Raw genomic sequence first — 26274 nt, 5'->3', positions numbered from 1 at the left:
ACGACCCCGTCACCGAACGCGCGTTGGGCAACCACCCCCAGGCCTACTCCCACCTGGGCCTGATCCGCTGCGCCCAACTCCTCGACCAACACTGACCCACACCACACACGCGTAGGGGGTGTCCCACCACGGGACACCCCCTACGCGTGTCCCGGGGAGGGCCGTCCGGTCCGCTATCGGTCTGCTCATCACGAAGTCCGCGTCGAGACCACGCCCGGAACGGCGTGGTTCACCCGGATTCATCCCATTTGAGAGGTAGGGTGCCCGCACGTTCCACACACCGGAGGACCGGAGGGACACCATGGCCACGACCCTCAGCCGACGCGAACTCAACCGCGCCACCCTGGAACGCCAGTTCCTGCTGAGCCGGGTGGAGCGACCGGCCACGGAGGTGCTGAGCCACCTGGCCGGACTCCAGGCGCAGACCACGCACACCTGGTACGTGGGGTTCCAGAGCCGCATGGCGGACCCCGACCCGCACGAGGTGGGGCGCCTGCTCACCGACGGCACCCTGGTCCGGATGTCCCTGATGCGCTCCACCCTGCACCTGGTCTCCGCTGAGGACGCCGCCTGGATGCGTCCGACCACCCAGGAGGTCATGGAGCGCGACCTGTCGCACGGGTCCCACGGGAAGGGCACCGCAGGGGTGGACCTGGAGGCGGTGGTGACGCTCGGCCGCAAGATCCTGGAGGAACGCCCGCTCTCCCCCAAGGAACTGGGGGAGCACATCGGCGCCCACTGGGAGGGCGTGGACGGCGAGCATCTGGCCTACGTGGTCCGCTGCCTGCTGCCGGTGGTGCAGATCCCGCCGCGCGGTGTGTGGGGAGCCTCGGGGCAGCCGGTGCTGGCCCCCGCCGACACCTGGACCGGCTGGCCGATGGCCCCCGGACCGGACCGGGAGAGGCTGGTCCTGCGGTACCTGGCGGCCTTCGGTCCGGCCAGCGTGATGGACGTGCAGGCCTGGTCCGGCCTGACCCGGCTCAAGGCCGTGGTGGAGGGCCTCCGTGAGCGGCTGGTGTCGTTCCGGGACCCCTCGGGCACGGAGCTGTTCGACCTGCCCGACGCCCCGCGCCCCTCGGCGGACGTCCCGGCGCCGGTGCGCTTCCTCTACGACTTCGACAACCTGCTGCGCGGGCACGCCGACCGGAGCCGGGTGGTCTCCCACGAGAACCTGCGCGGGCTCTCCGCGCGCAACGGCATGCCGCCCGCGACGGTGCTGGTGGACGGTGAGGTCAGCGCCTCGTGGAGGGTCGACCGGGGCCGGGGAACGCCCTCACTCGACATCACGCCCTTTCGCGCGTTCAACAAATCGGAAATCGAGGAGATCACTGCCGAGGGGGACCGTCTCCTCGCCTTTCTCCACCCTGGCCAGGAGAGTGCGGGTCCGCGATTCACGGACCGCACCTGATTTCCCGCACACCCGGAGGTCGACCGTTTTGTGCACGTGCATCCTGACCATGGATGGCAAGGGCCGGTATGACAGGATTCGGGGGTGACTGAAGAGTTCCGCGCCGCGTTCCAACGTGTGCTCGACACCGCCGCCAGCCAGGCACCCGGCTTCCCCGAAGCCGTGCACGACGTGTTCCGGCTCTCCTCCCAGGTGCCCCGGGAGGAGCTGGCCATAGCGCTGGAGGCGCTGACTCCGGTCCTGAGCGACTGCGAACCCCACGCGGGGGTGGCCGCCGACCTCTCGGTCCTGGCCGGCGCCCTCGTGGAGTCCGGCGCGCCCGCCGGCCAGGTGGGCCTTGAGGTGCTGCGCCAACTCGGCAGCTACGGCCAGGCCGCCGTCGCCTTCATCCACGCGTGGGAGAAGACCGGCGGCGGTGCCCTGCCCGCCCCGAACGGCGTGGACGAGGCCGAGGAGAAGCGGGTCGAGCAGGTCCTCGGGGACAACGCCCCGCTGGCGACCGTCGGCTGGTGGACCTCACTCCGCTACGGCCTGGCCGCCAAGGCCATGCTCGGCGACTCCGGAGTGCGCTCGGCCGTGCGCGCCGACCCCGGCGCGCTGCACGAGCTGAGCCAGATCGTGCAGGCGCTCTCCACGCGGCTCAGCGAGTTCGGCGAGGTGGGCGAGCTCCTGCGCATGTCCGAGGCGGACCGGCTCCTCGTCCTGGACCGGGTCTCCCGGCGGGGCTTTCGCGTCGCCTTCGACGGCGTGAGTGACAACTTCCAGCTGCACACCCTGCTCGCCGACGCGCTGATCGGCAAGGAGGGGAACCGCCTGCCCGGCACCCGGCCGGACCCGCGCTGGGTCGCGGCCTCGGTGGACGCGTCGGTGGACCCGTTGGCCGACGTGGTGCGGGGCGAGTGGGACCTGGTCGGCGGGGACGGCACCTGGGTGGGGAACGAGGCCTGTCCCGGCGACGTCCCGCAGGTGGACGGCGAACGGGTCCTGGTGCTGGAACCGCAGTCGCTGCTGCACTCGTGGCGTGCCGGGCGGCGACACCCGCACATCACCGGCTCCCTGAGCGTCCTGGAGGAGCTGTCCCCGGACGAGGCGACGGCCTGGTGGGCGCGCACGCACCCGGCGGGGGCGGTCCGCCACCCGCAGGCCCCGCCGATCGAAAACGACGACACCGGCGCGCACCGGCGCCCGCCCCGGCACTTCGGGGTGGCCGCGCACTTCGCCGAGGTGGATTCCGGACCGATGTCGGCGCCGTTCGCCTCCCTGGGCCCGGACCTGGACCTGGACGCCCCCGGCGGGGGTCTGTCCGCGTCCTTCGAGGACGTCACCATCAACCCCGGGGCCGCTCCGGTGTTCCCGGACTCCCCCGCCTCCCTGTTCGACACCCCGGCGCCAACGCCCGGGGCGCTGGACGACGACGAGGACGAACCCGACGACTTCACCGTGCCCGCGGCCTGGTCCGGCGCGCTGACCCCGACGGCGCCGGACCCCGACGACGACCCCCTCGTCCCTCCCCTCCCCGAGCCCGAGTGGCGCGACCCCCGCCCCCTCCCGGGCCCCGAACCCGAGCCGCGCGCCGACGACCGCCTCACGGAGGATCCCCCCGCCGCCGGGCGCCCGCCGGGCGCCCGGCTGCTCCCCCCGATGCCCCCCGGGGTGTCGGACAGCAGCACCTGGGCCCCCCAATGGAAGTGGCCCATGGGACCGCCCGGGCGCTGAACCCGGCCGCCCGCGCCCGGCCCCTCCACCGCGCGGGCACATGACAACTGTCATCCCCCACTCACCACGCCCCTCACACGAGGGCGGTGACTGCTGGGACTGTGGGCCGGACCCGGTTCACGGAATCATGGAGGGCATGAGGACGATGAGCCAGACCCCGCAGGGCCAAGGACAGCCGGGCGAGACCGGGCACTCCCCCAGGCCCACCCGTGAGGAGGCGCTCACGGCGGCAGGGAAGGCCTGGGACGAGGCCGAGGCGGAGCGTGCCATCGCGCACTGGAAGAGCCAGAAGCCCTGGCCCGGCACGATGCAGCGACAGGACAGGGTCCTGCTCTGGCTGCTCATCGGCATCCCCGCGTTCTTCCTCCTGACCATGCCGCTGCGGCCGTTCCTCATCGCGGACCACGCCGTCCCCCTGGCCTTCGTCACCGGCAGCCACGCGGCGGTGGGCGCCGCCTCCGCCTTCGCCGGGGTCGGGCAGGGCTCCCTGTGGGTGGTGATCGTCGCGGGCGTGATCGGCAAGGTGAAGATCGACTGGCTGTTCTGGTGGGTGGGCCGCCGCTGGGGCCGCGGCATCGTCGCCTTCCTCGTCCCGAGCGAGCGCGGCCGTCAGTTCGCCGAGCGCCTGGAAACGATGAACCCGTGGGTCATGCGGCTGCTCATCCCGCTGAGCTACCTGCCGGGCGTTCCCGCGGGCATCCCCCACGTCATGGCCGGGGTGAGCGGGATGCGCCTGCGCACGTACCTGCTGCTGGACGTCATCGGCGCCCTGATGATCACCGCCGTGGTCGCGGCCATCGGGTACCACTCCGGCCAGGCGGGGGTGGACGTGGTCCTGCTGATCGACAGCTACGCGCTCTGGCTGATGCTCGCGATCATCTTCGGCATGGCCGCGATCCCCACCTACACCAGCATCAGGGACCAGCGCGCGCGGCGGCAGCAGGCCCTCGGAGAGGCCGCCGAGGCCTACGACGCCGAGACGGCCCGCCTGGCCGTCCAGGAGGCCCCCGGGGCCGCCTCCCGGGAAACCGCCCAGGATGATCCCGCCACCCCCACACCCCCTCCGAACAGCAGGGACGACTGAAAGTCAGCTCACCGTCGCGCACGGTCGCGCGCGGAGGCGGACTCCTTGACTAGGCTGGCGTTCGGCAATCCGACACCCCGGGCAAGCCGGCTGCGCTGGGTGCGTCACAAACACACTCAAGGAGATCCCGTCATGGGACAGCAACACTTCGATCTGGTCGTCCTCGGCGCCGGGCCCGGCGGCTACGTCGCCGCGATCCGCGCGGCCCAGCTGGGTCTCAAGGCCGCGGTCATCGAGGAGAAGTACTGGGGCGGCGTCTGCCTGAACGTGGGCTGCATCCCCTCCAAGGCGCTCCTGCGCAACGCGGAGCTGGCCCACCTCTTCAACAACGAGGCCGACCTCTTCGGCATCAAGGTGAACGGGACGGTCGAGTTCGACTACGGCAAGGCGTTCAGCCGCAGCCGCGAGGTGGCGGACGGCCGGGTCAAGGGCGTCCACTTCCTGATGAAGAAGAACAAGATCACCGAGCTCAACGGGCGCGGCACCTTCGTCGACGACCACACGGTCGAGGTCCGGGGCGAGGACGGCTCCACCGAGACCGTCACCTTCGACAACGCGGTGATCGCGGCGGGCTCCTCCACCAAGCTGATCCCGGGCACCTCGCTGTCCGAGCGGGTCGTCACCTACGAGGAGCAGATCCTCAGCGAGGAGCTCCCCGGGAGCATCATCATCGCGGGCGCGGGCGCCATCGGCGTCGAGTTCGCCTACGTCATGCGCAACTACGGCGTCGACGTCACCATCGTGGAGTTCCTCGACCGGGTCGTTCCGCTGGAGGACGAGGAGGTCTCCAAGGAGATCGCCCGCGCCTACAAGAAGCTCGGTGTGAAGGTCCTGACCTCCACCAAGGTGGAGTCGGTCGAGGACACCGGCAAGGGTGTGAGCGTCACCGTCACCGGCAGCGACGGCAAGCAGCAGACGCTGGAGGCGGACAAGCTCCTCCAGGCGATCGGGTTCGCGCCCAACGTCGAGGGCTACGGCCTGGAGAAGACCGGCGTGGCGCTGACGGACCGGGGCGCCATCGAGATCGACGGGCGCGGCCGCACCAACGTGCCGCACATCTTCGCGATCGGCGACGTCACCGCCAAGCTCATGCTGGCGCACACCGCCGAGGCGATGGGGATCGTGGCGGTGGAGACCATCGCCGACGCCGAGACGCAGGAGATCGACTACCGGTTCATCCCGCGCGCCACCTACTGCCAGCCGCAGATCGCCAGCTTCGGCTACAGCGAGACCGAGGCACGGGAGGCGGGCTACGACGTCCAGGTGGCCAAGTTCCCGTTCATGGCCAACGGCAAGGCGCACGGCCTGGGCGACACCCGGGGCTTCGTGAAGATCGTCTCGGACGGGAAGTACGGGGAGTTCCTCGGCGCCCACATGGTCGGTCCGGACGTGACCGAGCTGCTGCCCGAGCTGACCCTGGCCCAGCAGTGGGACCTGACCGTGCACGAGGTGGCGCGCAACATCCACGCGCACCCCACCCTCAGCGAGGCGGTCAAGGAGGCCGTGCACGGCCTGGCCGGGCACATGATCAACTACTGATCCGTCCGCCGACCCCGCACACAGGGGACGGGGCCGGTCCCGTCAGGGGGACCGGCCCCGTCGTTCATGGGGCGCCACGGGTGTCGGCGTCAGCGGATGAGCGACTCCACGTAGCCGTCCAGGCCCACGGACGCGTAGTGGGCGCGGGCCATCTCGATCTTGGTGAAGACGTCCTCGTACCCGGTCTGGGTGCCGTCCTCGTCCACGTACACCATCGCGCCGCTGATGTTGAAGAAGGTGACCATGTGGTCGCAGTCCTCGGGGACGGCGAGCGTGTGGATCTCACCCGGCGGCTCGTAGACGAAGTGACCGGCCTCGGCCACCCAGTCGTGCTCGTAGTAGTGCCAGCGGCCCTCGATGACGTAACCGAAGACCGCCCCGGGGTGGCGGTGCCGGGACACGATGCCGGACGCGGTGACCTTGAGCAGGTTGCACCACTGGCCGGTGACGGTGTTGAGCATCAGCGGGCGGAACCACACGTTCGGGGCCTGCGGCACCCACATGCGCGGGTCCTCGGGGACGGCCGGGATCGCGATCTCGTCGGGGATTCCGGCTGACGGGTTGATGACGGGAGCTCGGTTCGGTGACACGGTTCCTCCAGGTGGGCGGGGTGGGACGGCGAGCGGGGACTCGGGGGGAGGGGTCAGGCGGCCAGGTAGCCGCCGTCGACCGGGAGGACGGCCCCGGTGACGAACCCGGCGTCCGGGCCGCACAGGAACTCGACCGCCCCGGCGACCTCGGCCGGGTCGCCCCAGCGGGCCATCGGGGTGCGGCCGAGGATGCGCGCCTCGGCCTCCGTGTCGGCGCGGACCCCTTCGGTGAGCTCGGTGCGGATCCAGCCGGGCGCGACCGCGTTCACGCGGATGCCCAGGGACGCCCAGGCGACCGCGAGCGACCTCGTGAGCTGGGTGATCCCGCCCTTGCTGGCGCTGTAGGCGGGGACCAGGGGGCCGCCGAAGAAGCTGAGCATCGAGGCGACGTTGACGACGCTGCCACCGGCCGCCTCCAGGGCGGGCCGGGCCGCGACGCACGCCCGCATGGCGCAGGTCAGGTTGACCTCCACGACCCTCGCGAACACCGCCGGGTCGAACTCCTCGTGCCTGCGGATGATCCCGGCCGCGTTGACCAGCGCGTCCACGCGCGGGAAGGAGGCCAGGTAGTCCTCCAGAGCGTCCTCGCCGGTGACGTCCAGCTCGGTGACCTCGGCCCGCTCCCGGAGCCTGGCCGGAGCGCGTTCGGTGTCCAGGCCGCAGACCGCGACGCGGCGGCCGCGGTCGACGAAGCGGGCGGCCACGGCCGCGCCGATGCCACTGGTGCCCCCGATGACGACGACGGTCCCGTCGTCGGACCTCGGTTCGGGGACATCCCCGGGTGCTGTCTCCATGCGCTGCTCCTTCTAGGCGTCGGAATCCGGGACGGCGAGGGACTCGATCCAGTACTCCCGAGCGAGGGCGTCGACACCCGCGGGGGACACCCCTCTGAGGTGGACCGTCGTGTCGGTCGTCCCGGCGACCCGTCCGTGGTCCTGGAGCTTGAGGAAGTGGTAGCGCTCCGGTTGGAAGCCGAGCACCACGTCCACGTCGAACCGGCCGCGTTCGTCGGGGGCGTCCCCGATCCCGGGTTCGGCCTTGCCGACCGCCTGGACCCCCAACCAGACCTGGTAGAGGAGGACGAGGAGCAGCACCAGCGCGATCCGGCGCAGGGTGGCGCTGCGTACCGCCCTCGACCCGAAGGACCTAGCCGACATCGGCGGTGCTCCCGTCACTCTCCTGTGGCCCGGCGCCGTCGCGGCTCCGGTCGGAGTCGACGGCCAGGAGCCCGTTGATCCGCGCGACGGTCTCCCGGAAGCCGGGGTGGTCCACCGCCGCCTGCCAGGTGCGCGGGCGGGGCAGGTCCACGGTCACGATCTCCTGGACGGTGCTGGGCCGTGAGGACAGCACCACCACGCGGTCGGAGAGGAAGACCGCCTCGTCGATGTCGTGGGTCACGAAGAACACCGTGGGACGGCGCTCTTCGAAGATCCGTGTGAGGTCCTCCTGGAGCCTGCGCCGGGTCTGCGCGTCGATGCTCGCGAAGGGTTCGTCCATGAGCATCACGGCGGGCTCGTTGGCCAGCACGCGGGCCACGCCCAACCGCTGGCGCATGCCGCCGGACAGTTCGTGGGGGTAGCGGTTCTCGAACCCGGCCAGCCCCACCAGCTCCAGGTACTCGCGGCCGCGCTCCTCCCGCTCGCGGCGTCCCATGCCCTTCATGCGCAGCCCGAAGACCACGTTTCCGAGCACGGTCTTCCACGGGAACAGGGCGTGCCCCTGGAACACCACGCCCCGGTCGGGGCCGGGCCCGCTGACCTCGCGGCCGTCCACCGAAACCGTCCCGCCGGTGGGGTTCGCGAACCCCGCCACGGTGTTCAGGACGGTGGTCTTGCCGCAGCCGCTCGGGCCGAGGACCGACACGAACTCGCCGCGCTCCACCGTGAACGAGATGTCGCCGATCGCGACGACCTCGTCCCCGGTGTAGGAGTCGGTGAAGACCTTCTCCAGGTGTTCGATCACCAAAGCGGTCATCTGTCGTCCTCCATGCTTCGCACCAACCCCCACCGCTCCACGGTGGCCCGCTCGAACGGCGCCAGGACCAGCGCGTCGAGCATGTACCAGAGCACCCCGAGCACGACCATGCCGAGGAACACCTGACTGACGTCGCCCACCCGGCGGGCGTCGAACATCATGAAACCGATCCCACTGGTGCCGACGATGATCTCCGCCGCCACCAGCGCCCGCCAGCCGTAGCCCAGGCCGGTGCGCACACCGGTGGCCACGGACGGCAGCGCGCCCGGCAGGATCACCTCGAAGAACACCCGGACCCTGCCCGCTCCGAGGCTGCGCGCGGCCCGGATCAGCTCCTTGGGGACCTGCTCGACCCCGGAGACCACGCTCAGCATGAGCGGGAAGACGATCGTGTAGACGATGACGAACGTGACGGCGGTCAGGCTGAACCCGAACCACACGATGACGATCGGCAGCCACGCGATGTCCGCGATCGCCTGGAAGAACAGCAGGATCGGCCACACGGCCTTGCGCAGCCGCCAGAAGAGGGCGGTCAGGAAGCCCATCGGGAGACCGATGAGCAGACCGAACCCGACCCCGTAGGCCAGGCGCTCCAGAGAGTCGCCCAGGTAGCCGACCAGGATGCCCTTGCGGACCAGTTCGACGAACTCCAGCACCACCCGGTCGGGACCCACGAAGAACGCCTGTGGGAAGAGCCCGCTCTCCGCGAGGGCCCACCAGAGGGCGATCACCGGCACGAACGGTCCGAGCGTGCGGAAGGCGGGGCTGCGGGTGAGCCGCAGCCACACGCGCCGGTGCAGGGGCGCCCGCCGACGGACCGCCCGCGCGGGCGCGTCGCCTGTTCTGTTTCCGGCGGGTTGGACGGTCCCGCCGGAAGTCTCAGTGAGGGACCGCATCAGCGACCACCCCCCGTCATGCCCCACCGCTCAACGGTGTTCCGCTCCAGGGGGGCGAGCAGGAGTCGGTCCATCAACAGCCACAGGACACCGATGATCACCATCGAGGCGATGATGACGTCGGTGGAGAACGAGGTCTGGGCCAGGAACAGCGCGTAGCCCAGACCGGCGCTGGTCGCGATGATCTCCGCCGCGACCAGGCCCCGCCAGCCGTAGCCGAGGCCGATCCGCAGGCCGCTGACCACGCTCGGCAGCGCTCCGGGGAGGAGGACCTCCCAGAACAGCCGCCAGGGACCGGCGCCCAGCGAACGCGCCGACCTCAACAGCTCACCGGGGATGCTGCGCACGCCCAGCATGGTGTTGTAGGCCAGCGCGAAGAACATCGCGTTCCACACGATGAAGATGACGGCGCCGTCGCCGTACCCCAGCCACAGGGTCGCCACGGGGATCCAGGCGATCCCGGCGAGTGCGACGGAGAACCGCAGCAGCGGCGTGAAGAAGGCGGAGAGGACACGGCTGGCGCCGAGCGCGATCCCGAACGGGATGGCGGTGACGATCGCGATGACCGCGCCGACCAGGACCCGGTACAGGCTGGCGCTCAGGTGCCGGACCAGCTCGCCGCTGACCGCCATGGACCGCAGGGCCTCGGCCACATCGGTGACCTGGGGGAAAACCCGTTTGGGCACCCCGGTCACGGCCACCGCGGCCGCCCAGGCTCCGACCAGGGCGACCAGCGGCAGCACGAACCAGAGGAAACCGGCGGCCCGGTCTCCGGTACGGCCGCGGCGTGGGGCGGCCGTACCGGATCGCGCGGTGCGTCCGGAACCGCGCGTCGGGCCGTGCGTCATACGGCGCACGCCTCCTGGTCGACCTCACGGATGAAGGTGTGGTCGGACTCGATCTCGGCCGTGTTGGGGACCTCGGGGAGATCGTCGAACAGCTCCGGGTTGTTCTCCTCGACGGAGAGGATCGGACCCGGAACGAACAGGTCGTTGATGTCGGTCTCGTACTCCAGCTGGCCCTGCTCCTCAAGCAGGACCGCGACGGTGTCCAGCGCCAGGTAGTTGCAGGCGGAGAAGCGGCCGTCCAGCTGGGCGATGTTGTACTCCATGGCGGCCTGGGCGACCTCCGGCTCGGTGCCGGTCAGCCAGCGCGCCGCGGAGTCGGCGGCGTCGTCGGGGTTCTGACGGATCCACTGGTCGGTGGCGGCGCGGGCGGTGAGGAAGGCCTCGACCAGCTCGCCGTTCTCCTCCAGGTACTCCGGCGTGGTGACGATGTAGCCGATGAAGGGGATGTACCCGCCGCCGCGCAGGATCTCCTCGGAGCCCTCGACCTGGTCCGTGATGGTGATCGGCCACGGGTCCCAGATGACGGCGGCGTCGATGCCGCCGGTCTCCAGGGCGACCGGCATGTCCGGCGGCGCGGTGTTGACCATCTCGACGTCGTCCGGGTCGATGCGCAGGTCCTTGAGCAGGCCCAGCAGGTACAGGTGGTTGATGGAGCCGAAGGTGGTGCCGATCTTGGCGTCCTCCAGCGTGGAGAGGTCATCCGGGTCGATGCCGGAGTCCTCGGCGGCGACGATGGCCGCCGTCTCGTCGACGCTGCGCTGGACGGCCGAACCGGTGTAGTTGCCGACCAGGGCCAGGTCGACTCCCTCGCCGGCGGCGGCCAGGGCCGGGACGCCGACCTGGATGATGTCGACCTCACCAGCCTCCAGCGCGTTGATCGCGTCGACGCCCGTGGGGAACGGGTCGGCCAGGGTCACGTCCAGACCGTGGTCCTCGAAGTAGCCGACCTCGGTGCCGACGGGCAGGCCGATCTGGTCGATCGCGGACACGTATCCGGCGTTGAGGGAGCCGCTGACGGAGCCGCTGGCTCCCTCCACGTCCTCGTCGACGGTGGAACCGCCACTGCACGCCGTGGCGAGCAGGACTGCGGAGCAGACAAGGGAAAGGGGAGTGAGCGGAAATCGCTGCATGAGGGTTCTTCCGGTGACAGGGTGTGCGCCCTCACACGAACGCTTGCACGTGCCGTTCCCGCTGGTAGGAGATGCACCTGGGACCCGCCCGCGCGGCGGTGAGGGAATGGGGCTGGAGGGCGTGCGAAGCTCCGGAGGACGAGGAGTCGTCCGGAACTTTCATGCTTTCGCTTGCCGACCGTACCTGGATTTGCCCCTGGTCGTGAAGTTCCATTCGCTTATACCCTTATTCGGAAAGCGAATAAGCCCAGGTCCCGACTCCCTGCTCCTCGCTCCGCGGTGCGTTCTGTGTCCTTGTCGGCAGCGTTCCCGCAGGTCGGGGCGCTTCGGTTACAGCCTGGAGAATTCTGCGCGCCGCCGGGGTGAGGGCCCGGGTGGAGTCCCAGCAGACGGCCACGCGGCGCCGGGGAGCACCCTCCAGGGGGCGCACGCGGACCCCCTTGGTGTCGGCGCTCCAGGCGGCCAGCCAGTTGGTGACCCCCACGCCGATCCCGTGCGCGACCAGCGACACGAGGGTCTGGGGCTGGTTGGTGGCCTGGACCGGGCTGATGGTCAGCCCGTGCTCCTGGAAGACCCGGAAGGACTCGAACTCCGCCGTCTCGGGGGCGTCGAGGCGACCTATCACCACGATGGGGTGTTCGGCCACGACGGCCATGGGGACGGGGTCGGGGACGTCGGAGAGCGGATGGTCCTCCGCGTGCACGACGACCAGCGGTTCGGCCCACAGGGGCCTGCTGACCACAGAGGCCGAAGTGGGCTCGGGGGTCATGGGCCTGAGGTAGAGGTCGATGCCGCCCGCCGCGAGGGCATCGTCCAGTTCGAGGGTGGCGTGTTCGGTGAGCACCACCTTGATGTCCGGGTCGCTGACCGCGAGGGACTGGAGGAGTGCGGGCACGAAGGCCGCGCTCGCGCTGGGGTAGGAGCCCAGGGACACGATGCCCCGCGTACCGCCGCGCCAGGGCGCCATGGCGGACTCGGCCCGTTCCAGGGCGCGCAGGACGTTGCGTGCCTGCACCGCCAGGGCACCGCCCGCCTCGGTCAGCTGGACGGGGCGCTTCTTGCGGTCGAAGAGCGGCTGGCCGATCTCCCGTTCGAGCGCGGCGACGTGTTGGCTCACTCGCGGCTGCGACCTGCGGGTCGACTCCGCGGCGGACACGAAGCTGCCGGTCTCGACCACCGCCAGGAACGAGACGAACCACTCCAGGCGAATGTCCGTGTCCAGCATGTCGAGGAGTGCTCCGGTTGCTTAGGGGATGAAGGGGGGCTCACGATACCTCCCCAAATGGGAAATCGGACTCTAAATCGGTCCTCGATCGCTCCGGCACCAGCAGCCACTCCCTTTTCAGACTATTAACGATGCTGATTCTGACATTCCAGAAACCGGACACCGAGGCCTGATCGTCCCACCCTCCACCGGGCCGGTGGGGAGGGCCTCCCCGGGGCGCCGGACTTGCTAGGTTTCCCTGTGTCCCCCGCCGGAGCCCCCTCCAGCCCGGCGCACCCCGAACCGAAAGCCACCCATGCGCCTGATCCCGTCATCACCCCTCTCGTGCCTGGGCACGGCCGTCGCCGCAGTCGTGATCGGCGGTGTCGTCCTCGTCGGCTGCGACGTGGTCGACCTCGACCTGGACCTGAGCATGTCGTCAGGCGGCTCGGACTCCCCCGAGGAGGAGGCGAGCGCCAGTCCCAGCCCCGAGGAAGAGCCGGAGGAAGAGGAGGCGTCCGCCTACGGTCTCCCCGAGTCCTGCGAGGCGGCCGGCGCCGCGCAGATCGTCGGGGACCTCGCGCCGGGCCAGGTGCTGACCGAGGAGAGCGGGGAGATCGAGGGGATCGAGAACGCCGAACAGCTCTCCTGCACGTTCAGCGACGGGAGCACCGAGCCCGGAACGCCGTCGTTCACCCTCGTGTTCACCTCGGGCGCCGACCCCAGCGCCAATCCGGACGTCGTCCAGGTCCCCGGCGCGGAGGCGGAGATGAACTGGGAGGTGGACGTCGACGTGGACGTGGACACCTACCACACGGAGGACTCCGACGACCTCGGCGCGGACCTGGAGTACGTCGGCACGGTGGACGGCTCCAGCCGCCACCTGTACCTCCAGCTGCCCGGCGACTTCCACGTGACCGCGATCGCCTACTTCGAGGACGTCGAACGCGGCGACCTGGAGCGCGTGGTCTTCCAGGCCGCAGGCCAGATCCGCGACTGACCGAGCCGCTGAGGGGGCCGCCGACGACGTCGGCGGCCCCCTTCGCGTTCTCCCTGCCCTCCACCGGCGCCCTCCGCCCGGGGCGGCCGAGGGGGTCGCACGGGCAAAAGCACCGTCCGCGGACGTACCCACCGCCGCGGCCAACCGGAATCCGCATGACCTCTCCGACGCGCTCACGGGTTCCTTGCCACCGCCGCCACCTGCTGGGATTCTTCCCGCAACACCGCAGCGAGCCTGGCCTCGCACGTCGTGGCCCGATCCCCCTCCGCCCTGTCACGCGGCCCCGCGCCGCCCGGAAGGAACCCTCGTGACCGACGTACACACCACACCGAATCTCGCCCGCCTGTCCGGCACCTTCGCCCTCGGCGGGAACCTCCCCGTGCACCGCCTCGGATTCGGCGCGATGCAACTGGCGGGCCCCGGGGCCTGGGGAGAGCCCCAGGACCGCGACGAGGCGCTGGCCGTACTGCGACGCGCGGTCGAGCTGGGCGTCACCCTCATCGACACCGCCGACTCCTACGGCCCCGAGGTCAACGAACGGCTGATCCGCGAGGCCCTGCACCCCTATCCCGAGGACCTCCTCGTGACCACCAAGGTGGGCATGGTGCACTCGGGCCCCGGGCAGTGGGAGGCCAACGGGACGCCCTCGCACCTCAAGCGGCAGGTGGAGTCGAGCCTGCGCAACCTGGGCCTGGAGCGCATCGGCCTGCTCCAGCTCCACTGGATCGACCCCGAGGTGCCGCTGTCCGAGCAGCTGGGCGCGCTCGTGGAACTGCGCGAGGAGGGCAAGATCCACCACATCGGGCTGACCGGGGTGACGAGGGAGCAGCTCCGGACCGCCCGCAGGACCACACCCATCGCCTCGGTGCAGAACGAGTACAACCCCGGCCAGCGCAGGTCCGAGGACGTGCTGGAGCGGTGTGAGCAGGAAGGGATCGCGTTCCTGCCCTGGGCGCCGATCGCACGCGGGGAACTGGCGCGTCCGGACTCCCCGCTGGCCCCCATGGCGGCCGAGCGCGGCGTGACCCCGGCCCAGCTGGCACTGGCCTGGCTGCTGCGCCGGTCGCCGGTGATGCTGCCGATCCCGGGCACCTCCCGGGTCGAGCACCTTGAGGAGAACATGGCGGCCGCCTCGGTGAGCCTCTCCGAGGCGGAGAGCGAGCACATCAGGAGGCTCCTCGCCGTCTGACCCCGCACAGGGCGCGAACACGACGAGGGGCCGCCGACGGTGCGTCGGCGGCCCCTCGCGGATCCCGGGTCAGTAGTCGACCGGGATCTCCTCGAACTCACCGAACGGGCCGGCCCGCAGGGTCAGTTCCTTCACGTCCACGGGAGGAGCGGGGAAGACCGCGACCAGCTCGTGGGTGTTACCGGGCTGGATCATGTGGACCTCCTCGGCGAAGCTGCTGTAGCGGCCGTCGCCGAAGTCCATCTGGGCCACGTAGCGGACCAGGCCGTTGTCCGGCTCGAAGAGCTGGAAGCCACCGAGGGTGCCCTTGTTGAACTGCTCGGGGCCACCCGCGACCGTCTCGGAACCCCCGAGCTCGGGGGTGAGCGGCTGGTCGGTGGTGTTGGTCATCGCCACGGTACCGATGACGTACGCGCCGTCACGGCGGAGCGGGTGGATCTCCAGGCGGATACCGCCCTCCTCCCCCTCGGCGACGACGGAGCCCGGGTCGTCGCTGTACGGCGCGGGCCAGGTGACGTTGCGCTGGGCCACGCCCAGGCCGTCGTCGTCGTACTCCTCGTCCTCGGTGGCCTCCACGGTGGGGTTGAAGACGTAGGAGAACTCGACACGGCGGTTGCGGGCGCGGGCCTCCTCGTCGTCGGGACCGCCCTCGCGGGCGATGGGCTCGCGCTTGCCCCGGCCCTCGACCTCCAGCTTGTAGTCGGTGCCGAGCTCCTCCGCGAGGAGGTCGCGCACGGTCTCGGCGCGCTCCACGGACAGGTTGTCGTTGTAGGAGTCGTCACCGATGCCGTCGGTGTGGCCGATGACCGTGATGGTGGGGTCGTCGGGGTCCACGTTGTTGGCCAGCGTGGTCGCGGCCCGCCGCACGACGTCGGCGGCGGTCTCGGTCAGGTCCGAGCGGTCGAACTCGAACATCACGTCCGAGTGGAGGGAGATGATCTCCCGGTCGCCGTCACGGGTGGTGGAGGCGATCTCGGAGTCCACGAAGCTCTGCACCCAACCCTCGTCGGCCACCGCGTCCTCGTCGGGACGACGGTTGGCGAAGGTCAGGTTCTCACCGCGCCCGGGCGGGTCGTCGAGGCTGAGGTGGTCCGGCCCGTTGGGGTTCTCGGGGTCCGCCCTCTCCTCGTCCACGTCCTGGATGGTGATGCCGGTCATCGCACCGAGACCGCTGCCGACGAAGGTCACCTGGGAGACCTCGTCGGGGATGCGGGGGAAGTACCGGGTGTACTCGTTGGTGACCCCGTCGTGCACGGGGTACAGGCCGTCCTCGTTCGGGCTCTCGGAGCCGTACTTGAGTCCCCCCTCGTCGAGGAACTGCCGGTACACGCGGCCGGTCAGGGGGTCGACCAGCGTGTGCGCCATGCTCAGGTTCCGGTTGGGCCCGGCGAAGTCGTCCAGGTAGGTGACCTCGTAGTGCATGACCGTGTAGTCGTCGGTGCGCTCCAGGCCGGTGATCGAGAAGCGCATCTCGGCGTCCTGTCCGGTGTCCTGGAAGATCCGGCCCTCTCGGACGTAGGGGAACTCCTCCCTCACCTCCGGCGGGCCCGACGCGTCGCCGAAGGTCTCTGACCACCAGTCGGACACGGGGGTACAGCCGCTGAGCAGGAGGCTGCCCGAGACCATGAGCGCGACCACGGTGAGGGGCGTCTTCCGCGCCATGTGGGGGAACTCCGATCGTTGAGGAGACGTACGGGCAATATCCTCCTGCACTCGCGGGGTCGAACCGACCACTGCGTCCCCGTAGGAGCACGGTCAACCTCCCTGGCCAGGGGTGACCCCTATGGGGGTTTCTTCGGTTATGGCGCGGGGGCGGCCGCTCCACCGGCACCGCGTTCGTGCGCGGGTGCAGTGAGTCGGGCGCCGCACTGCACCCTACCGACACGTAGCGTCGTGACTTGGCTACGGAGGGACATCTCCCGAAGGAGAGACGCATGCGCGGATCCACGCTGGCCGCGGTCACGACGGCCGTGGCTCTCGCCCTCGCTCTCGGAGCCTGTGGTTCCGGGAACGGGGACACCGATGGCGAGGGCGCCCAGGAGTCGGGGCAGGAGAGCGGGCGAGAGGGTGCGGCCGGGGACGGGAGCACGGACGGCCCCTTCGGCCCCGGGTGCTCGGACTTCCCCTCGGAGGGTGGGGGCAGTCTCGACGCGATGGCAGACCAGCCGTTCGCCACGGCGATCGCCGACAGTCCGGTGCTGGGCAACCTGGCCGACGCCCTGGAACGGGCCGGGCTCAGCGAGGAACTGGACAACGCCGAGGGCGTGACCGTGTTCGCCCCCGCCAACGACGCCTTCGACATGTACCCGGACGGGCAGATGGACGACCTCCTGAAAGACTCCGGCAGGCTGGCGTACCTGCTCGGCTACCACGTGGTCGCGAGCGAGGTGGACAGCTCGGAACTGGACGGGGGCGTCTTCGACTCCCTCAACGGGGGCCAGGTGCGTGTCTCCGGCTCCAGGGCTGAGTACACCGTGGACGGCTACGCCACCGTGGACTGCGCGGACGTGCGGACCGCCAACGCCACCGTGCACGTGGTGGACATGCTCCTCATGCCGTCCTGATCCGGGGCCCGGGAGCCCGGACGGCGCGGAACGGCTCACCCCGGATGGCAGCTCCCCCGGCGTCGAGCGGAGGGGCGCACCGGGATCCCGGGGGAGAAATCTCGGAAAACCTCCCCGTCCACCAATCCGGTTCCCTCCCGGCCCCGAATGCCCCACGTGACTACCGGGACACGCGGGGAACAGCACCCGCCACGCGACGGACGACGTTGGGGCGTCGGAGCGGGCCTCGGCCTGCTCGTCGTCGGGGCGGCGCTCGGCTTCGGCGAACTCGCCGCCGGGCTCCTCCGCGTGACGTCCCCGGTGGTGACGGTCGGCGACGCGCTCGTCGACAACAGTCCCCAGTTCCTCATGTCATGGGCGATCGCGCTCTTCGGCACGGCTGACAAGGCCGTGCTGGTCATCGGAGTGCTGATCGTACTGATCCTGTCCGGGGCGGCACTGGGTGTCGTGGCTTCGCGCCGCCCTGTGGCCGGATACGTGGGACTGGGGCTGTTCACGGCGGTGGGGCTAGCCGCCGTGGCCCTGCGCCGCGCCGACGACCTGGGGGCGGCCACGGCCGTGGTCGTCGGCGGGGTCGCGGGCACCGTCGCCCTCGCTCTGCTGCTGAGGAGCCTGGGCCCGGCTCCGTCCCGCGCCCAGGGGTCGGGACCGGACGCCGAGCCGAAGCACGAGACCGACACGGACCGCGCCGCCGAGGCCGGTTCCGAGAAGGACACCGAACCGAACCGGGGGCCGCGTGCGAGGGGTGACGCCCCCGGCGTCCCCCAGGCGGGCCCGGACGCGGGACCCGGCCGGAGGGGCTTCGTCCTCACCGCCGCCGGGGTCCTGGCCGCCTCCGGGACCGCTGGCGCCCTCGGACGCACGCTGCCGTCCCTCCTGGGCGGCGCGGGCACCGGAATCCAGCTGGCCCTGCCCGCCCCCGCGTCCCCGCTGCCCGCCCTTCCGTCCGGCGTCGACCTCGGCGTCCCGGGGCTGGCACCCTTCACCACCCCCAACACGGACTTCTACCGGATCGACACCGCCCTGACGGTCCCGAGGCCCGACCCCGCCCGGTGGACGCTGCGCGTGCACGGCATGGTGGACCGCCCCTTCGAGATCGACATGAACGAACTGCTCTCCCGCGACCTGGTCGAAGCGGACATCACCCTGGCGTGCGTGTCCAACCAGGTCGGCGGGGACCTGGTCGGCAACACCCGCTGGCTCGGCTTCCCCCTGGCGGACCTGCTGCGGGAGGCCGGGGTGCGGTCGGGCGCGGACCAGATCCTCAGCACCTCCAGCGACGGCTGGACCTGCGGAACCCCCACCGAGGTGGTCATGGACGGCCGCGACGCCCTGCTGGCCGTGGGCATGGGCGGGGAACCGCTCCCCCACGAGCACGGCTACCCCGCCCGCATGGTGGTGCCGGGCCTGTACGGGTTCGTCAGCGCCACCAAGTGGGTCACCGACATCAAGCTCACCCGCTTCGCCGACGAGCAGGCCTACTGGGCCCAGCGCGGCTGGGGCGTGAGGGCACCGATCAAGACCATGTCCCGGATCGACGTGCCCTCCCCTCTGGGGCGGGTCGAGTCCGGCGAGGTGGTCCTGGCCGGGGTCGCCTGGGCCCAGCACACGGGGGTGGCGGGGGTGGAGGTGCGGGTGGACGACGGCGACTGGTGGGAGGCCGAACTCGCCGAGGTCCCCGGGATCGACACCTGGGTCCAGTGGGTCGCCGAGACCACCGTCGGCCCCGGCAACCACGCGGTGGAGGTCAGGGCCACCGACGCCACCGGATTCACCCAGCCGTCCGAGCGGGTTGACCCGATCCCCGACGGCGCCACGGGCTGGCACCGCATCCGTTTCACGGCCACCTGAGGAGACGGCTCCGAGCGCGCACCGCCGCACGCCGGACCCTCCGCGCACGGCCACCACACAGACCGAGAACGCAGTCAGCAACAAAGGAGACTCACGATGAACCGCATGACCGCCACCGCCCGCAGGAACAAGCTCGCCGCCACCGCCGCGGCCGCCGCGCTCGCCTTCGGCCTGTCCGCCTGTGGCGGCATGGACGACTCCGGCAGCGAGAACACGGACGCCGGCGGCGCCGAGGAGACCGAGGACACCGGTACCGACGAGAACACGGACGAGGGCACCGAGACCGCGGGCGAGAACTTCGGCCCCGGCTGCGCCGAGGTGCCCGAGGACGGTGACGGCAGCTTCGAGGGCATGGCCCAGGACCCCGTCGCCACGGCGGCGTCCAACAACCCGCTGCTGTCCACCCTGGTCACGGCCGTGGGCGAGGCCGACCTCGTCGACACGCTCAACTCGGCCGAGGACATCACCGTGTTCGCGCCCACCAACGAGGCCTTCGACAAGATCCCCGAGGAGGACCTCAACGCCCTGTTGGAGGACCAGGAGCAGCTCACCGAGGTGCTGACCTACCACGTGGTCGAGGGCGAGCAGGCCCCCGAGGCCCTTGAGAACGGCACCTTCACCTCGCTCCAGGGCGACGACGTCACCACCGAGGGCTCCGGCGAGGACTACACCGTCAACGGCGACTCGAGCGTGGTCTGCGGCAACGTGCAGACCTCCAACGCGACCGTCTACATCGTTGACACGGTGCTGATGCCCTCCTAGTGAGAGGCTACGCCGGGAGGGACACCCGGGCGGTCCGCGCGTTGAGGCCGGGCCGTCCGGGTCCCCCACCGGGAACCTGACCGCGGCCCCACCCCAGGCCCGGTCGCGCAACGAACCAGCACCACATCACCGAGACGAGAAGGGTCCGGATGGACAGGGCAGCCGCCGCACCGCACGACGCGGTCCACGACGCCGATCCGCCCGGGTTGGAGGAGCTGCTGCGCCTCGTGGCGCGCGGCGACGAACACGCCTTCGGCCGGGTCTACGACCTGATCAGCCCCACCGTGTACGGGCTGGTGCGCCGCATCCTGCGCGACCCCGCCCAGTCGGAGGAGGTCACGCAGGAGGTGCTCGTGGAGGTGTGGCGCAGCGCCTGCCGCTACGACGCCCGCCGGGGCAGCCCCCAGGCCTGGGTGATGACCCTCGCCCACCGCAGGGCCGTGGACCGGGTGCGGTCCGAGCAGGCCAGCACCGACCGGGAGGCCCGGGCCGCGGCGGCCGACACCCAGAGGCCCTACGACGAGGTGGCCGAGGAGGCCACCAACCGGCTCGAACGAGAACGCGTGCGCCGATGTCTGGACACGCTGACCGAGCTCCAGGAACAGTCGGTACGGCTGGCCTTCTACGGCGGATACTCCTACCGTGAGGTGGCCAACCTGCTGTCGTCGCCCCTGGGGACCATCAAGACGCGCATGCGTGACGGGCTGATAAGGCTCAGGGACTGTCTGGGGGTGGACTGGTGAGAGGGACGATGGGGCAGGACACGCACACACTGACGGGCGCCTACGCGCTCAACGCCCTCTCCCCGAACGAGAGCGTCCGGTTCGAGGACCACCTGGCCGACTGCGACTCCTGTGTCCAGGAGGTGCGGGGCTTCAAGGAGACCTCGGCGAGGCTGGCCGCCGCGACCGCGCAGGCCCCGCCCGCCGAACTCAGGGCACGCGTGCTGGAGGAGGTCGCCCGGACACGGCAGCTCGCCCCGGCTCCCGAGCGTCTGCCCGAGCCGCGCGTGCGTCGCGCCTGGCCGTGGATGCTGGGTCTGGCGCTGGCGGCGTGCGTGGCCGCGATCATCGCGCTGGGGGCAGTGGTGCTCGACCAGGGCCGCCAGGTGGACGAGCTCCGCACCAACGAACAGCGGATCGCGGCGGTGATCTCCGCGCCGGACGCGGTCTCCACCAGCGCCGAGCCCATGGAGGGCGTGAGCGTCACCGTGGTGCACTCCGAGGACCTGGGCAACCTGGTGTTCAGCGCGCACGGGCTGGACGACCTGCACGACGAGGACTACCAGCTCTGGCTGACCCGCGACGACGGCAGCGTGTACTCGGCGGGCGTGCTCTCCGTGGACGACGCCGGGTTCGTGCTGCCGGTCCTCGCGGAACCGGACGAGGGGACCGAGGGCGTGGCGGTGACCGTCGAGCCGGAGGGCGGTTCCGAGCAGCCCACGTCCGACCCGGTGATGGCGATGCCGGTCACCGGCTGACCGGTATCGGCGCCGCCAACGTGCGGCGTCCGAAGTCCGGACGCGGCCCCCGTCCCCTAGGCGGGGGCCGCGTCGTGTCCGGAGCGCGTCGAGGGGCCATGGCACGTCGCGGGATCTGGTCCCCGTGCTCCGCGGCCTCCCCCACCCAGCCACCTCCCACGACCGTGAGGGGTGGCGGGGCAGGACCCACCCCACGAGCAGTGCCAGGGCAGGGGTCACCTCCGCGCGATCTCCTCCGGCCGGGACAGGACCCGCCCCACGAGAAGTACCGAGGCGGGACTCACCTCCGCGAGCGGTGCCGGTCAGAACTCACCTCCGTGAACGGTGCCGAGGCGGGACCCACCCCACGAGCAGCGGCAGGGCAGGGGTCACCTCCGCAAGCAGTTCCGGGCAAAACCATCTCCACGCACAGCGGCAGGGCAGGGCTCACCTCCGCGCGATCTCCTCCGGCCGGGGCAGGTCGCGCATGGTGGGCCCGAGCGTGAGGAGGGCGGCCAGGGCCGACACCACCGCCATCATCAGGAACACGAGGATCGGCCCCGCGAGGTCGAAGAGCAGTCCGACCGCGACGATCCCGACCGGCTGGGACAGCAGCGCCATGAACGTCACCGCGCCCAGTGCCCGCCCCTGGTAGCGGTCGGGGACCGAGGTGGCGACGTAGCTGTAGAACACCGCGTTCACACTGGGCACGGCGGCAAACACGAACCCCACGATCAACCCGAGCGACAGCACGCCCGGAGCGACCAGCAGAGCGAGCGCGCAGACGGGAGCCGACCAGGCGGTGAAGAGGAAGATCGCGCTGGGCCTCACCTGGCGCACGACCACCCCTGCGGCCAACGCGCCGACCAGCCCGCCCGTGCCCGCGAGGGAGACGGTCAGGCCGACCACGAAGTGGGAGGCGCCGCGGTCGTCAGCTGTGGCGATCAGCGCCAGGAACGCACCGGTCTGGGTGAAGGCCAGGTTGAAGCAGACGATCCACGCGAGCATCGGCCGCAGGATCGGGTCCCGGGCCAGCAGGGCGAAGCCCCGAACCGCTCCGTGCAGGCTCATCCGTTCCGCGCCGTCGAGCCGCGCCTGCATGGGGCGCCGGATGCGCAGGGTCAGCGCCCCCGACACCAGGTAGAGGACGGCCTCCGCCAGGAAGGGGTAGGCCCGTCCCAGACTGAAGAGGAACCCGGCGACGGGCGGGCCCAGAGTTGTCGTGGTGAAGAAGCGGATCTGGTTCTGCGCGGCGGCGTCGGCCATCTGCGCGGGCGGCACGAGCTGTTTGATCGCGGCCATGGCGACCGGGTTGGAGACACCCATGAGCGCCGAGGACATCACAGCCACGGCGACCACCACCGGCACGGTGGCGTGCCCGCCGATCAGGGTTCCGGCGAAGGCCACGAGGAGCAGCAGGCGGCCGAGGTCGCACACGAGCAGCACGGCGCGGCGGTTGACACGGTCCGCGAGGGAGCCGCCGAGCACGGCCGCGACCATGGTGGTGGCCACCTGGGCCGCGCCGACGAACCCGGCCTCGGCGGCCGATCCGGCCAGCGTCAGCATGAGCAGTGGGTAGGCGACCTCGCCGCTCTCCTTGCCCAGCCCGGCGAGGAACCGGCTCGACCACAGTGCCTGGAAGTCCTGGTTGCGCAGGAGCGGGGCCGATCCGTCCCCCGGCGCCACGGTCCCGGGGCCCGGTGGGGACGCCGTGTCCGGGGGCGGGGAGGGGTGCCGCTGTTCGATCGTCATGGTGTCCGACCCCGTCGTGATACCCGGTGAATCCCGGGGGTGCCCCGCGGCCCGGCTCCGAGCGTTGCCCGGGGCGCCCCCGTCACGGTGTGCGTGCGGGTCTCGGGCGTCAGGAGGGAACGGCGGGGATCACGAAGGAGGGTCTTTCGGGGGGTGAGTTACTCAGACAGACATTATGCGCCTGTTGTGGGCATTGCGAGCTTGAGTGGACACATGTTTCGCATATCCGACGAATTGGCCACTACTGGCCGCCCCTTCAGGAACGGACGCCCGGGAGGTCGGGTGAGCGGTCCGGGCGACGCCGCTGGGCGGCCGCCTCGATCGTCCACGGGGTGCGTTCCACGTAGGCGACCACCAGGCCCACGACCAGCGAACCGCCAGCGATCACCGTGTAGGAGAGGGTCCAGCCGCCGGTCAGCTCGTTGAACAGACCGAACAGCAACGGGCCGCCCAGGGCGATACCGCTGCCCGCCCCCTGCACGAACCCGGACAGGGCCGCCGCGCCCTGCGGTGTGGAACTGCGGGCGTTGATCATGGTCATGACGACCACGAACAGGCTGGTGCCCATGCCGAGGAAGAGCACCCACAGCGCGGCGTACCCGGGGGCCGCGGCCACACCGAGGTAGCCCACGCCGTAGCCGACCAGCCCGAGGGCGACGATCGGGAAGGTGTTGGCGGCCCGCAGGGTGACGATCGGCGCGACCAGGCCGAACATCAGGCTGGTGCCGACCATCAGGGAGACCAGGCTCCCGGCCAGGGCGGGGCCGTGCCCGGCCTCGTCGAGCAGCGCGGGCAGCCAGGTGAACAGCGTGAAGACGTTCCAGGTGACCATGCCGAACAGCAGCGCCATGCGCCAGGCCATGCCCACTCGCCAGATCGGGCGGGCCAGGGACGGCCCTCCGGAGGGGACGGCGGCGCGCGGCGCGCTGCCGGGCCGCCGCCACTGGACGGTCCACAGGATCGCGGCGGCCAGGGCCAGGAAGGACCAGACGCCGAGGGCCACCCGCCACCCGGCGACCTCGGCCAGGGGGATCGCGACCAGGGGCGGGAAGAGGGCACCGAGGTGGATGGAGACCATCTGCACGGTGCTGAGGGCGGCGAGCCGGTCCGGGAAGTACTGCTTGATCAGCGGCGGCAGCACGACGTTGCCCAGGGCGGCTCCGGTGAGCGCGATCCCGGTGAGTACCAGCAGGGTTCCGGTGTCGGGCGCGAAGGCGCGCATCACCTGGCCCACACCGGCGAGGAGCATGCTGAGAGCGGCCGTGGCCTCGGGGCCCAGGCGGCGCATGACGGCCGGGGTGACCAGGCCGAACACGGCGAACGCCACCAGCGGCAGGGTGCCGAAGACACCCACGACGGTGGCGGTGAACCCGAACTCCTCGCCGATGGTGGTCAGCAGGGGGGACAGGGAGGTGACCACGAGGCGCAGGTTGAGCGCCGCGCAGACGATGGCGAGCAGGGCCAGGAGGCGGCCCCGCGGTTCCGGGCGTACCGACGGTCGGTCGGCGACGGCCACGACAGAGGAAGGTCTCACGGTGACGGACGTCCCTTTGTGTTGCGGTGGTGCGACGTTGCACCAGTGCTGGCCGACCGGCGGGCGACAGTGCCTCCGGGAAGGATCACTTCCTGGCGAGCCAAATACGACCTTTTCGCTCAGATGTTACGCATGCTTCGGAGTCGAACACAACAACCCGTATTAAGTACGGGTAAACTCTGGTCATGGCTGATCTTGACGAACTAGATACGGCGATCCTGGCCGAACTCCAGTCAGACGCACGAAAAACCAACCGGGACGTGGCCGCGGCGGTCGGCGCATCGCCCACGACGACGCTGGATCGGACCCGCGCACTGCGAGAAAGAGGTGTGATTCGGGGCTCACTCCTGGACGTGGACCTCGAACTCATCGGACGCCCCGTCCAGGCGCTCATCACCGTGAGCGTCGTGAAGCCCTCGCGCCACAACATCGAGGCCTTCCGCGACTGGGTCCGCGCCCTGCCGGACACCCTGTCGGTCTTCGTCACCTCGGGGAACGAGGACTTCCTGGTGCACGTGGCCCTGCCGGACAACAACAGCCTGTACGCCTTCGTGGTGGACAAGCTGACCGAGCGGCCGGAGGTGGCCGACGTGCGCGCCTCGATCGTCTACGAGCACCTGCGCAACAGCCACATCTCACCCACCAACGCCCGAGCGCAGCGCCTCTCGTGAGCCCGCGACCCTCCGGTCGGGCGCAGCCCCCACAGGGCGTCCTCACCCGACCGGAGAGGCCGGGCCGGGGCCGCCTCCCGGACGCACGGAGGGCGGGGGCACGCAGCGTCTCTCGTGAGCCCGCAGTCCTCCGGTCGGACACAACCCGCACAGGGCGTTCTCGCCTGACCGGAGAGGCCGGGCCGGGGTGCCCACGGGGACGCACGGAGAGCGGGGGCTAGCCTTGCGGGGTCCCCCTTACCCTCTGCGAGACATCCAATGACCACACCTATCGTCGTCGCGGTGCTGGTGGCGGCACTGCTCCACGCGGCGTGGAACGCGATCGCGCACGCGATAACCGACCGCCTGCTCGGCTTCGCGCTGATCGGACTCGGCGGGATGTTCGTGACCCTCCCACTGCTGTTCGTGGTCGGGATGCCGCCGCCCGAGGCCTGGCCGCTCCTCCTGGCGTCCCTGGGCACGCACCTGCTCTACCTGACCCTGCTGATGCTCTCCTACCGGACCGGCGACTTCGGGCAGGTCTACCCCCTGGCCCGCGGCACCGCGCCCTGGGTGGTGGCCCTCATCGGGGTCCTCCTGCTCGGCGAGAGCCTGCCTCTCCAGGAGCTGGTCGGGGTCCTGGTCATCTCGGCCGGGCTCATGATCCTGGTGTTCGCGGGCGGCCTGCCCCGGCGGCACCACGTGCCCGCGCTCCTGGCGGCCTTCGCGACCGGGTTGGCGATCGCCTCCTACACCGTGGTGGACGCCTACGGGGTGCGCCTGACCCAGGATCCGCTGGGGTACATCACGTGGATCATGATGCTCCAGGGACCGGTGTTCTTCCTCGTGGCCCTGGCCACCCGGCGGAGGAACCTGGCCGAGCAGCTGAGGCCGATCTGGAAGGTCGGCCTGTTCGGCGGCGCGGTCAGCGCGGGCGCCTACGGGCTGGTCCTGTGGGCACAGCTGTCGGGAGCCGTCGCCGGGATCGCCGCCCTACGGGAGACCAGCATCGTCTTCGCGGCGCTGATCGGCCTGGTGTTCTTCAAGGAACGCGTGGGTGCGGTCCGGATCGTCGCCTCGGCAGTGGTCGTGGCCGGGGTCCTCCTCCTGACCCTCTGACCCAG

General features: G+C 71.0%; 24 protein-coding genes. 13 read left to right on the top strand and 11 right to left on the bottom strand.

What is annotated here, in order from left to right; translation table 11 throughout:
• Positions 1 to 301 precede the first annotated feature (301 nt).
• The 4 genes from BDW27_RS25635 (at position 302) to lpdA (ending at position 5747) form a co-directional block, all read left to right on the top strand.
• Positions 302 to 1408 carry a winged helix DNA-binding domain-containing protein gene (locus BDW27_RS25635; protein WP_017545597.1) on the top strand — a complete coding sequence of 369 codons (1107 nt, stop codon included), beginning with the start codon at positions 302 to 304 and terminating at the stop codon, positions 1406 to 1408.
• A gap of 84 nt (positions 1409 to 1492) precedes the next feature.
• On the top strand, positions 1493 to 3124 hold the full coding sequence (locus BDW27_RS25630; RefSeq protein ID WP_110052178.1) for a hypothetical protein: 1632 nt from the start codon (positions 1493 to 1495) through the stop codon (positions 3122 to 3124).
• Positions 3125 to 3251: 127 nt separating this feature from the next.
• Positions 3252 to 4208 carry a DedA family protein gene (locus BDW27_RS25625; RefSeq protein ID WP_370446552.1) on the top strand — a complete coding sequence of 319 codons (957 nt, stop codon included), beginning with the start codon at positions 3252 to 3254 and terminating at the stop codon, positions 4206 to 4208.
• Between the two features lie 132 nt (positions 4209 to 4340).
• Positions 4341 to 5747 (top strand): dihydrolipoyl dehydrogenase, encoded by a 1407-nt coding sequence (gene lpdA / locus BDW27_RS25620; RefSeq protein ID WP_110052175.1) that lies wholly within the window; start codon positions 4341 to 4343, stop codon positions 5745 to 5747.
• A gap of 89 nt (positions 5748 to 5836) precedes the next feature.
• On the opposite strand, the gene BDW27_RS25615 is transcribed toward lpdA, so the two are convergent.
• The 8 genes from BDW27_RS25615 to BDW27_RS25580 all read right to left on the bottom strand — a co-directional run bounded on the left by BDW27_RS25615 (position 5837) and on the right by BDW27_RS25580 (position 12410).
• Positions 5837 to 6337 carry a 2,4'-dihydroxyacetophenone dioxygenase family protein gene (locus BDW27_RS25615; protein WP_017545601.1) on the bottom strand — a complete coding sequence of 167 codons (501 nt, stop codon included), beginning with the start codon at positions 6335 to 6337 and terminating at the stop codon, positions 5837 to 5839.
• Between the two features lie 53 nt (positions 6338 to 6390).
• A complete protein-coding gene (locus tag BDW27_RS25610) occupies positions 6391 to 7131 on the bottom strand; it encodes an SDR family NAD(P)-dependent oxidoreductase (protein WP_017545602.1) in 741 nt (246 codons plus the stop codon).
• Positions 7132 to 7143: 12 nt separating this feature from the next.
• Entirely contained in the window at positions 7144 to 7494 is a 351-nt protein-coding gene (locus tag BDW27_RS25605) for a hypothetical protein (RefSeq protein ID WP_110052173.1), read from the bottom strand.
• Positions 7484 to 8311 carry an ABC transporter ATP-binding protein gene (locus BDW27_RS25600; protein WP_017545604.1) on the bottom strand — a complete coding sequence of 276 codons (828 nt, stop codon included), beginning with the start codon at positions 8309 to 8311 and terminating at the stop codon, positions 7484 to 7486. Before BDW27_RS25600 ends, BDW27_RS25605 begins: the two co-directional genes overlap by 11 nt.
• Complete coding sequence (locus BDW27_RS25595) at positions 8308 to 9207, bottom strand: ABC transporter permease (protein WP_233515932.1); 900 nt, start codon at positions 9205 to 9207, stop codon at positions 8308 to 8310. Before BDW27_RS25595 ends, BDW27_RS25600 begins: the two co-directional genes overlap by 4 nt.
• Positions 9207 to 10055 carry an ABC transporter permease gene (locus BDW27_RS25590; RefSeq protein ID WP_017545606.1) on the bottom strand — a complete coding sequence of 283 codons (849 nt, stop codon included), beginning with the start codon at positions 10053 to 10055 and terminating at the stop codon, positions 9207 to 9209. Before BDW27_RS25590 ends, BDW27_RS25595 begins: the two co-directional genes overlap by 1 nt.
• Entirely contained in the window at positions 10052 to 11185 is a 1134-nt protein-coding gene (locus BDW27_RS25585; protein ID WP_110052171.1) for an ABC transporter substrate-binding protein, read from the bottom strand. Before BDW27_RS25585 ends, BDW27_RS25590 begins: the two co-directional genes overlap by 4 nt.
• A gap of 226 nt (positions 11186 to 11411) precedes the next feature.
• A complete protein-coding gene (locus tag BDW27_RS25580) occupies positions 11412 to 12410 on the bottom strand; it encodes a LysR family transcriptional regulator (RefSeq protein ID WP_017545608.1) in 999 nt (332 codons plus the stop codon).
• Positions 12411 to 12705: 295 nt separating this feature from the next.
• Between BDW27_RS25580 and BDW27_RS25575 the strand changes: the two genes are divergently transcribed.
• Both BDW27_RS25575 and BDW27_RS25570 read left to right on the top strand, forming a co-directional pair.
• Positions 12706 to 13389 carry a hypothetical protein gene (locus BDW27_RS25575; protein ID WP_110052170.1) on the top strand — a complete coding sequence of 228 codons (684 nt, stop codon included), beginning with the start codon at positions 12706 to 12708 and terminating at the stop codon, positions 13387 to 13389.
• Positions 13390 to 13696: 307 nt separating this feature from the next.
• Positions 13697 to 14578, top strand: coding sequence for an aldo/keto reductase (locus BDW27_RS25570; RefSeq protein ID WP_110052168.1), 882 nt, complete (start codon positions 13697 to 13699; stop codon positions 14576 to 14578).
• Positions 14579 to 14647: 69 nt separating this feature from the next.
• Here BDW27_RS25570 and BDW27_RS25565 read toward each other — a convergent pair whose 3' ends face one another.
• Entirely contained in the window at positions 14648 to 16240 is a 1593-nt protein-coding gene (locus BDW27_RS25565; RefSeq protein ID WP_017545611.1) for an OmpA family protein, read from the bottom strand.
• 272 nt (positions 16241 to 16512) lie between these two features.
• Here BDW27_RS25565 and BDW27_RS25560 point away from each other — a divergent pair, with 272 nt between their 5' ends.
• From BDW27_RS25560 to BDW27_RS25540, 5 genes are all read left to right on the top strand, one after another.
• Entirely contained in the window at positions 16513 to 17142 is a 630-nt protein-coding gene (locus BDW27_RS25560; RefSeq protein ID WP_110052166.1) for a fasciclin domain-containing protein, read from the top strand.
• Positions 17143 to 17289: 147 nt separating this feature from the next.
• Positions 17290 to 18993, top strand: coding sequence for a molybdopterin-dependent oxidoreductase (locus BDW27_RS25555; protein WP_110052165.1), 1704 nt, complete (start codon positions 17290 to 17292; stop codon positions 18991 to 18993).
• 96 nt (positions 18994 to 19089) lie between these two features.
• Complete coding sequence (locus BDW27_RS25550; RefSeq protein WP_017545614.1) at positions 19090 to 19755, top strand: fasciclin domain-containing protein; 666 nt, start codon at positions 19090 to 19092, stop codon at positions 19753 to 19755.
• A 149-nt stretch (positions 19756 to 19904) separates the two neighbouring features.
• Positions 19905 to 20498: a sigma-70 family RNA polymerase sigma factor gene (locus tag BDW27_RS25545; RefSeq protein ID WP_017545615.1), complete on the top strand. Its 594-nt coding sequence runs from the start codon at positions 19905 to 19907 to the stop codon at positions 20496 to 20498.
• Between the two features lie 8 nt (positions 20499 to 20506).
• On the top strand, positions 20507 to 21235 hold the full coding sequence (locus BDW27_RS25540; RefSeq protein WP_017545616.1) for an anti-sigma factor domain-containing protein: 729 nt from the start codon (positions 20507 to 20509) through the stop codon (positions 21233 to 21235).
• 426 nt (positions 21236 to 21661) lie between these two features.
• On the opposite strand, the gene BDW27_RS25535 is transcribed toward BDW27_RS25540, so the two are convergent.
• Together BDW27_RS25535 and BDW27_RS25530 are read right to left on the bottom strand one after the other, a co-directional pair.
• Entirely contained in the window at positions 21662 to 22966 is a 1305-nt protein-coding gene (locus BDW27_RS25535) for an MFS transporter (protein WP_199560767.1), read from the bottom strand.
• A 256-nt stretch (positions 22967 to 23222) separates the two neighbouring features.
• Positions 23223 to 24500: a CynX/NimT family MFS transporter gene (locus BDW27_RS25530; protein WP_110052163.1), complete on the bottom strand. Its 1278-nt coding sequence runs from the start codon at positions 24498 to 24500 to the stop codon at positions 23223 to 23225.
• A 185-nt stretch (positions 24501 to 24685) separates the two neighbouring features.
• Here BDW27_RS25530 and BDW27_RS25525 point away from each other — a divergent pair, with 185 nt between their 5' ends.
• Positions 24686 to 25171, top strand: a complete 486-nt coding sequence (locus tag BDW27_RS25525; protein ID WP_026129451.1) for an Lrp/AsnC family transcriptional regulator — start codon at positions 24686 to 24688, stop codon at positions 25169 to 25171.
• A gap of 258 nt (positions 25172 to 25429) precedes the next feature.
• The gene (locus tag BDW27_RS25520) at positions 25430 to 26269 is read left to right on the top strand and encodes an EamA family transporter (RefSeq protein WP_017545620.1); all 840 of its coding nucleotides are present in this window, start codon (positions 25430 to 25432) and stop codon (positions 26267 to 26269) included.
• Positions 26270 to 26274: the final 5 nt, after the last annotated feature.

The organism is Nocardiopsis sp. L17-MgMaSL7, from assembly GCF_003182025.1.
In the GTDB taxonomy this organism is placed as follows: Bacteria; Actinomycetota; Actinomycetes; order Streptosporangiales; family Streptosporangiaceae; genus Nocardiopsis; species Nocardiopsis prasina.
Note: the sequence above shows the minus strand (reverse complement) of the source record. Positions and strands in the feature narration are given on the sequence as shown.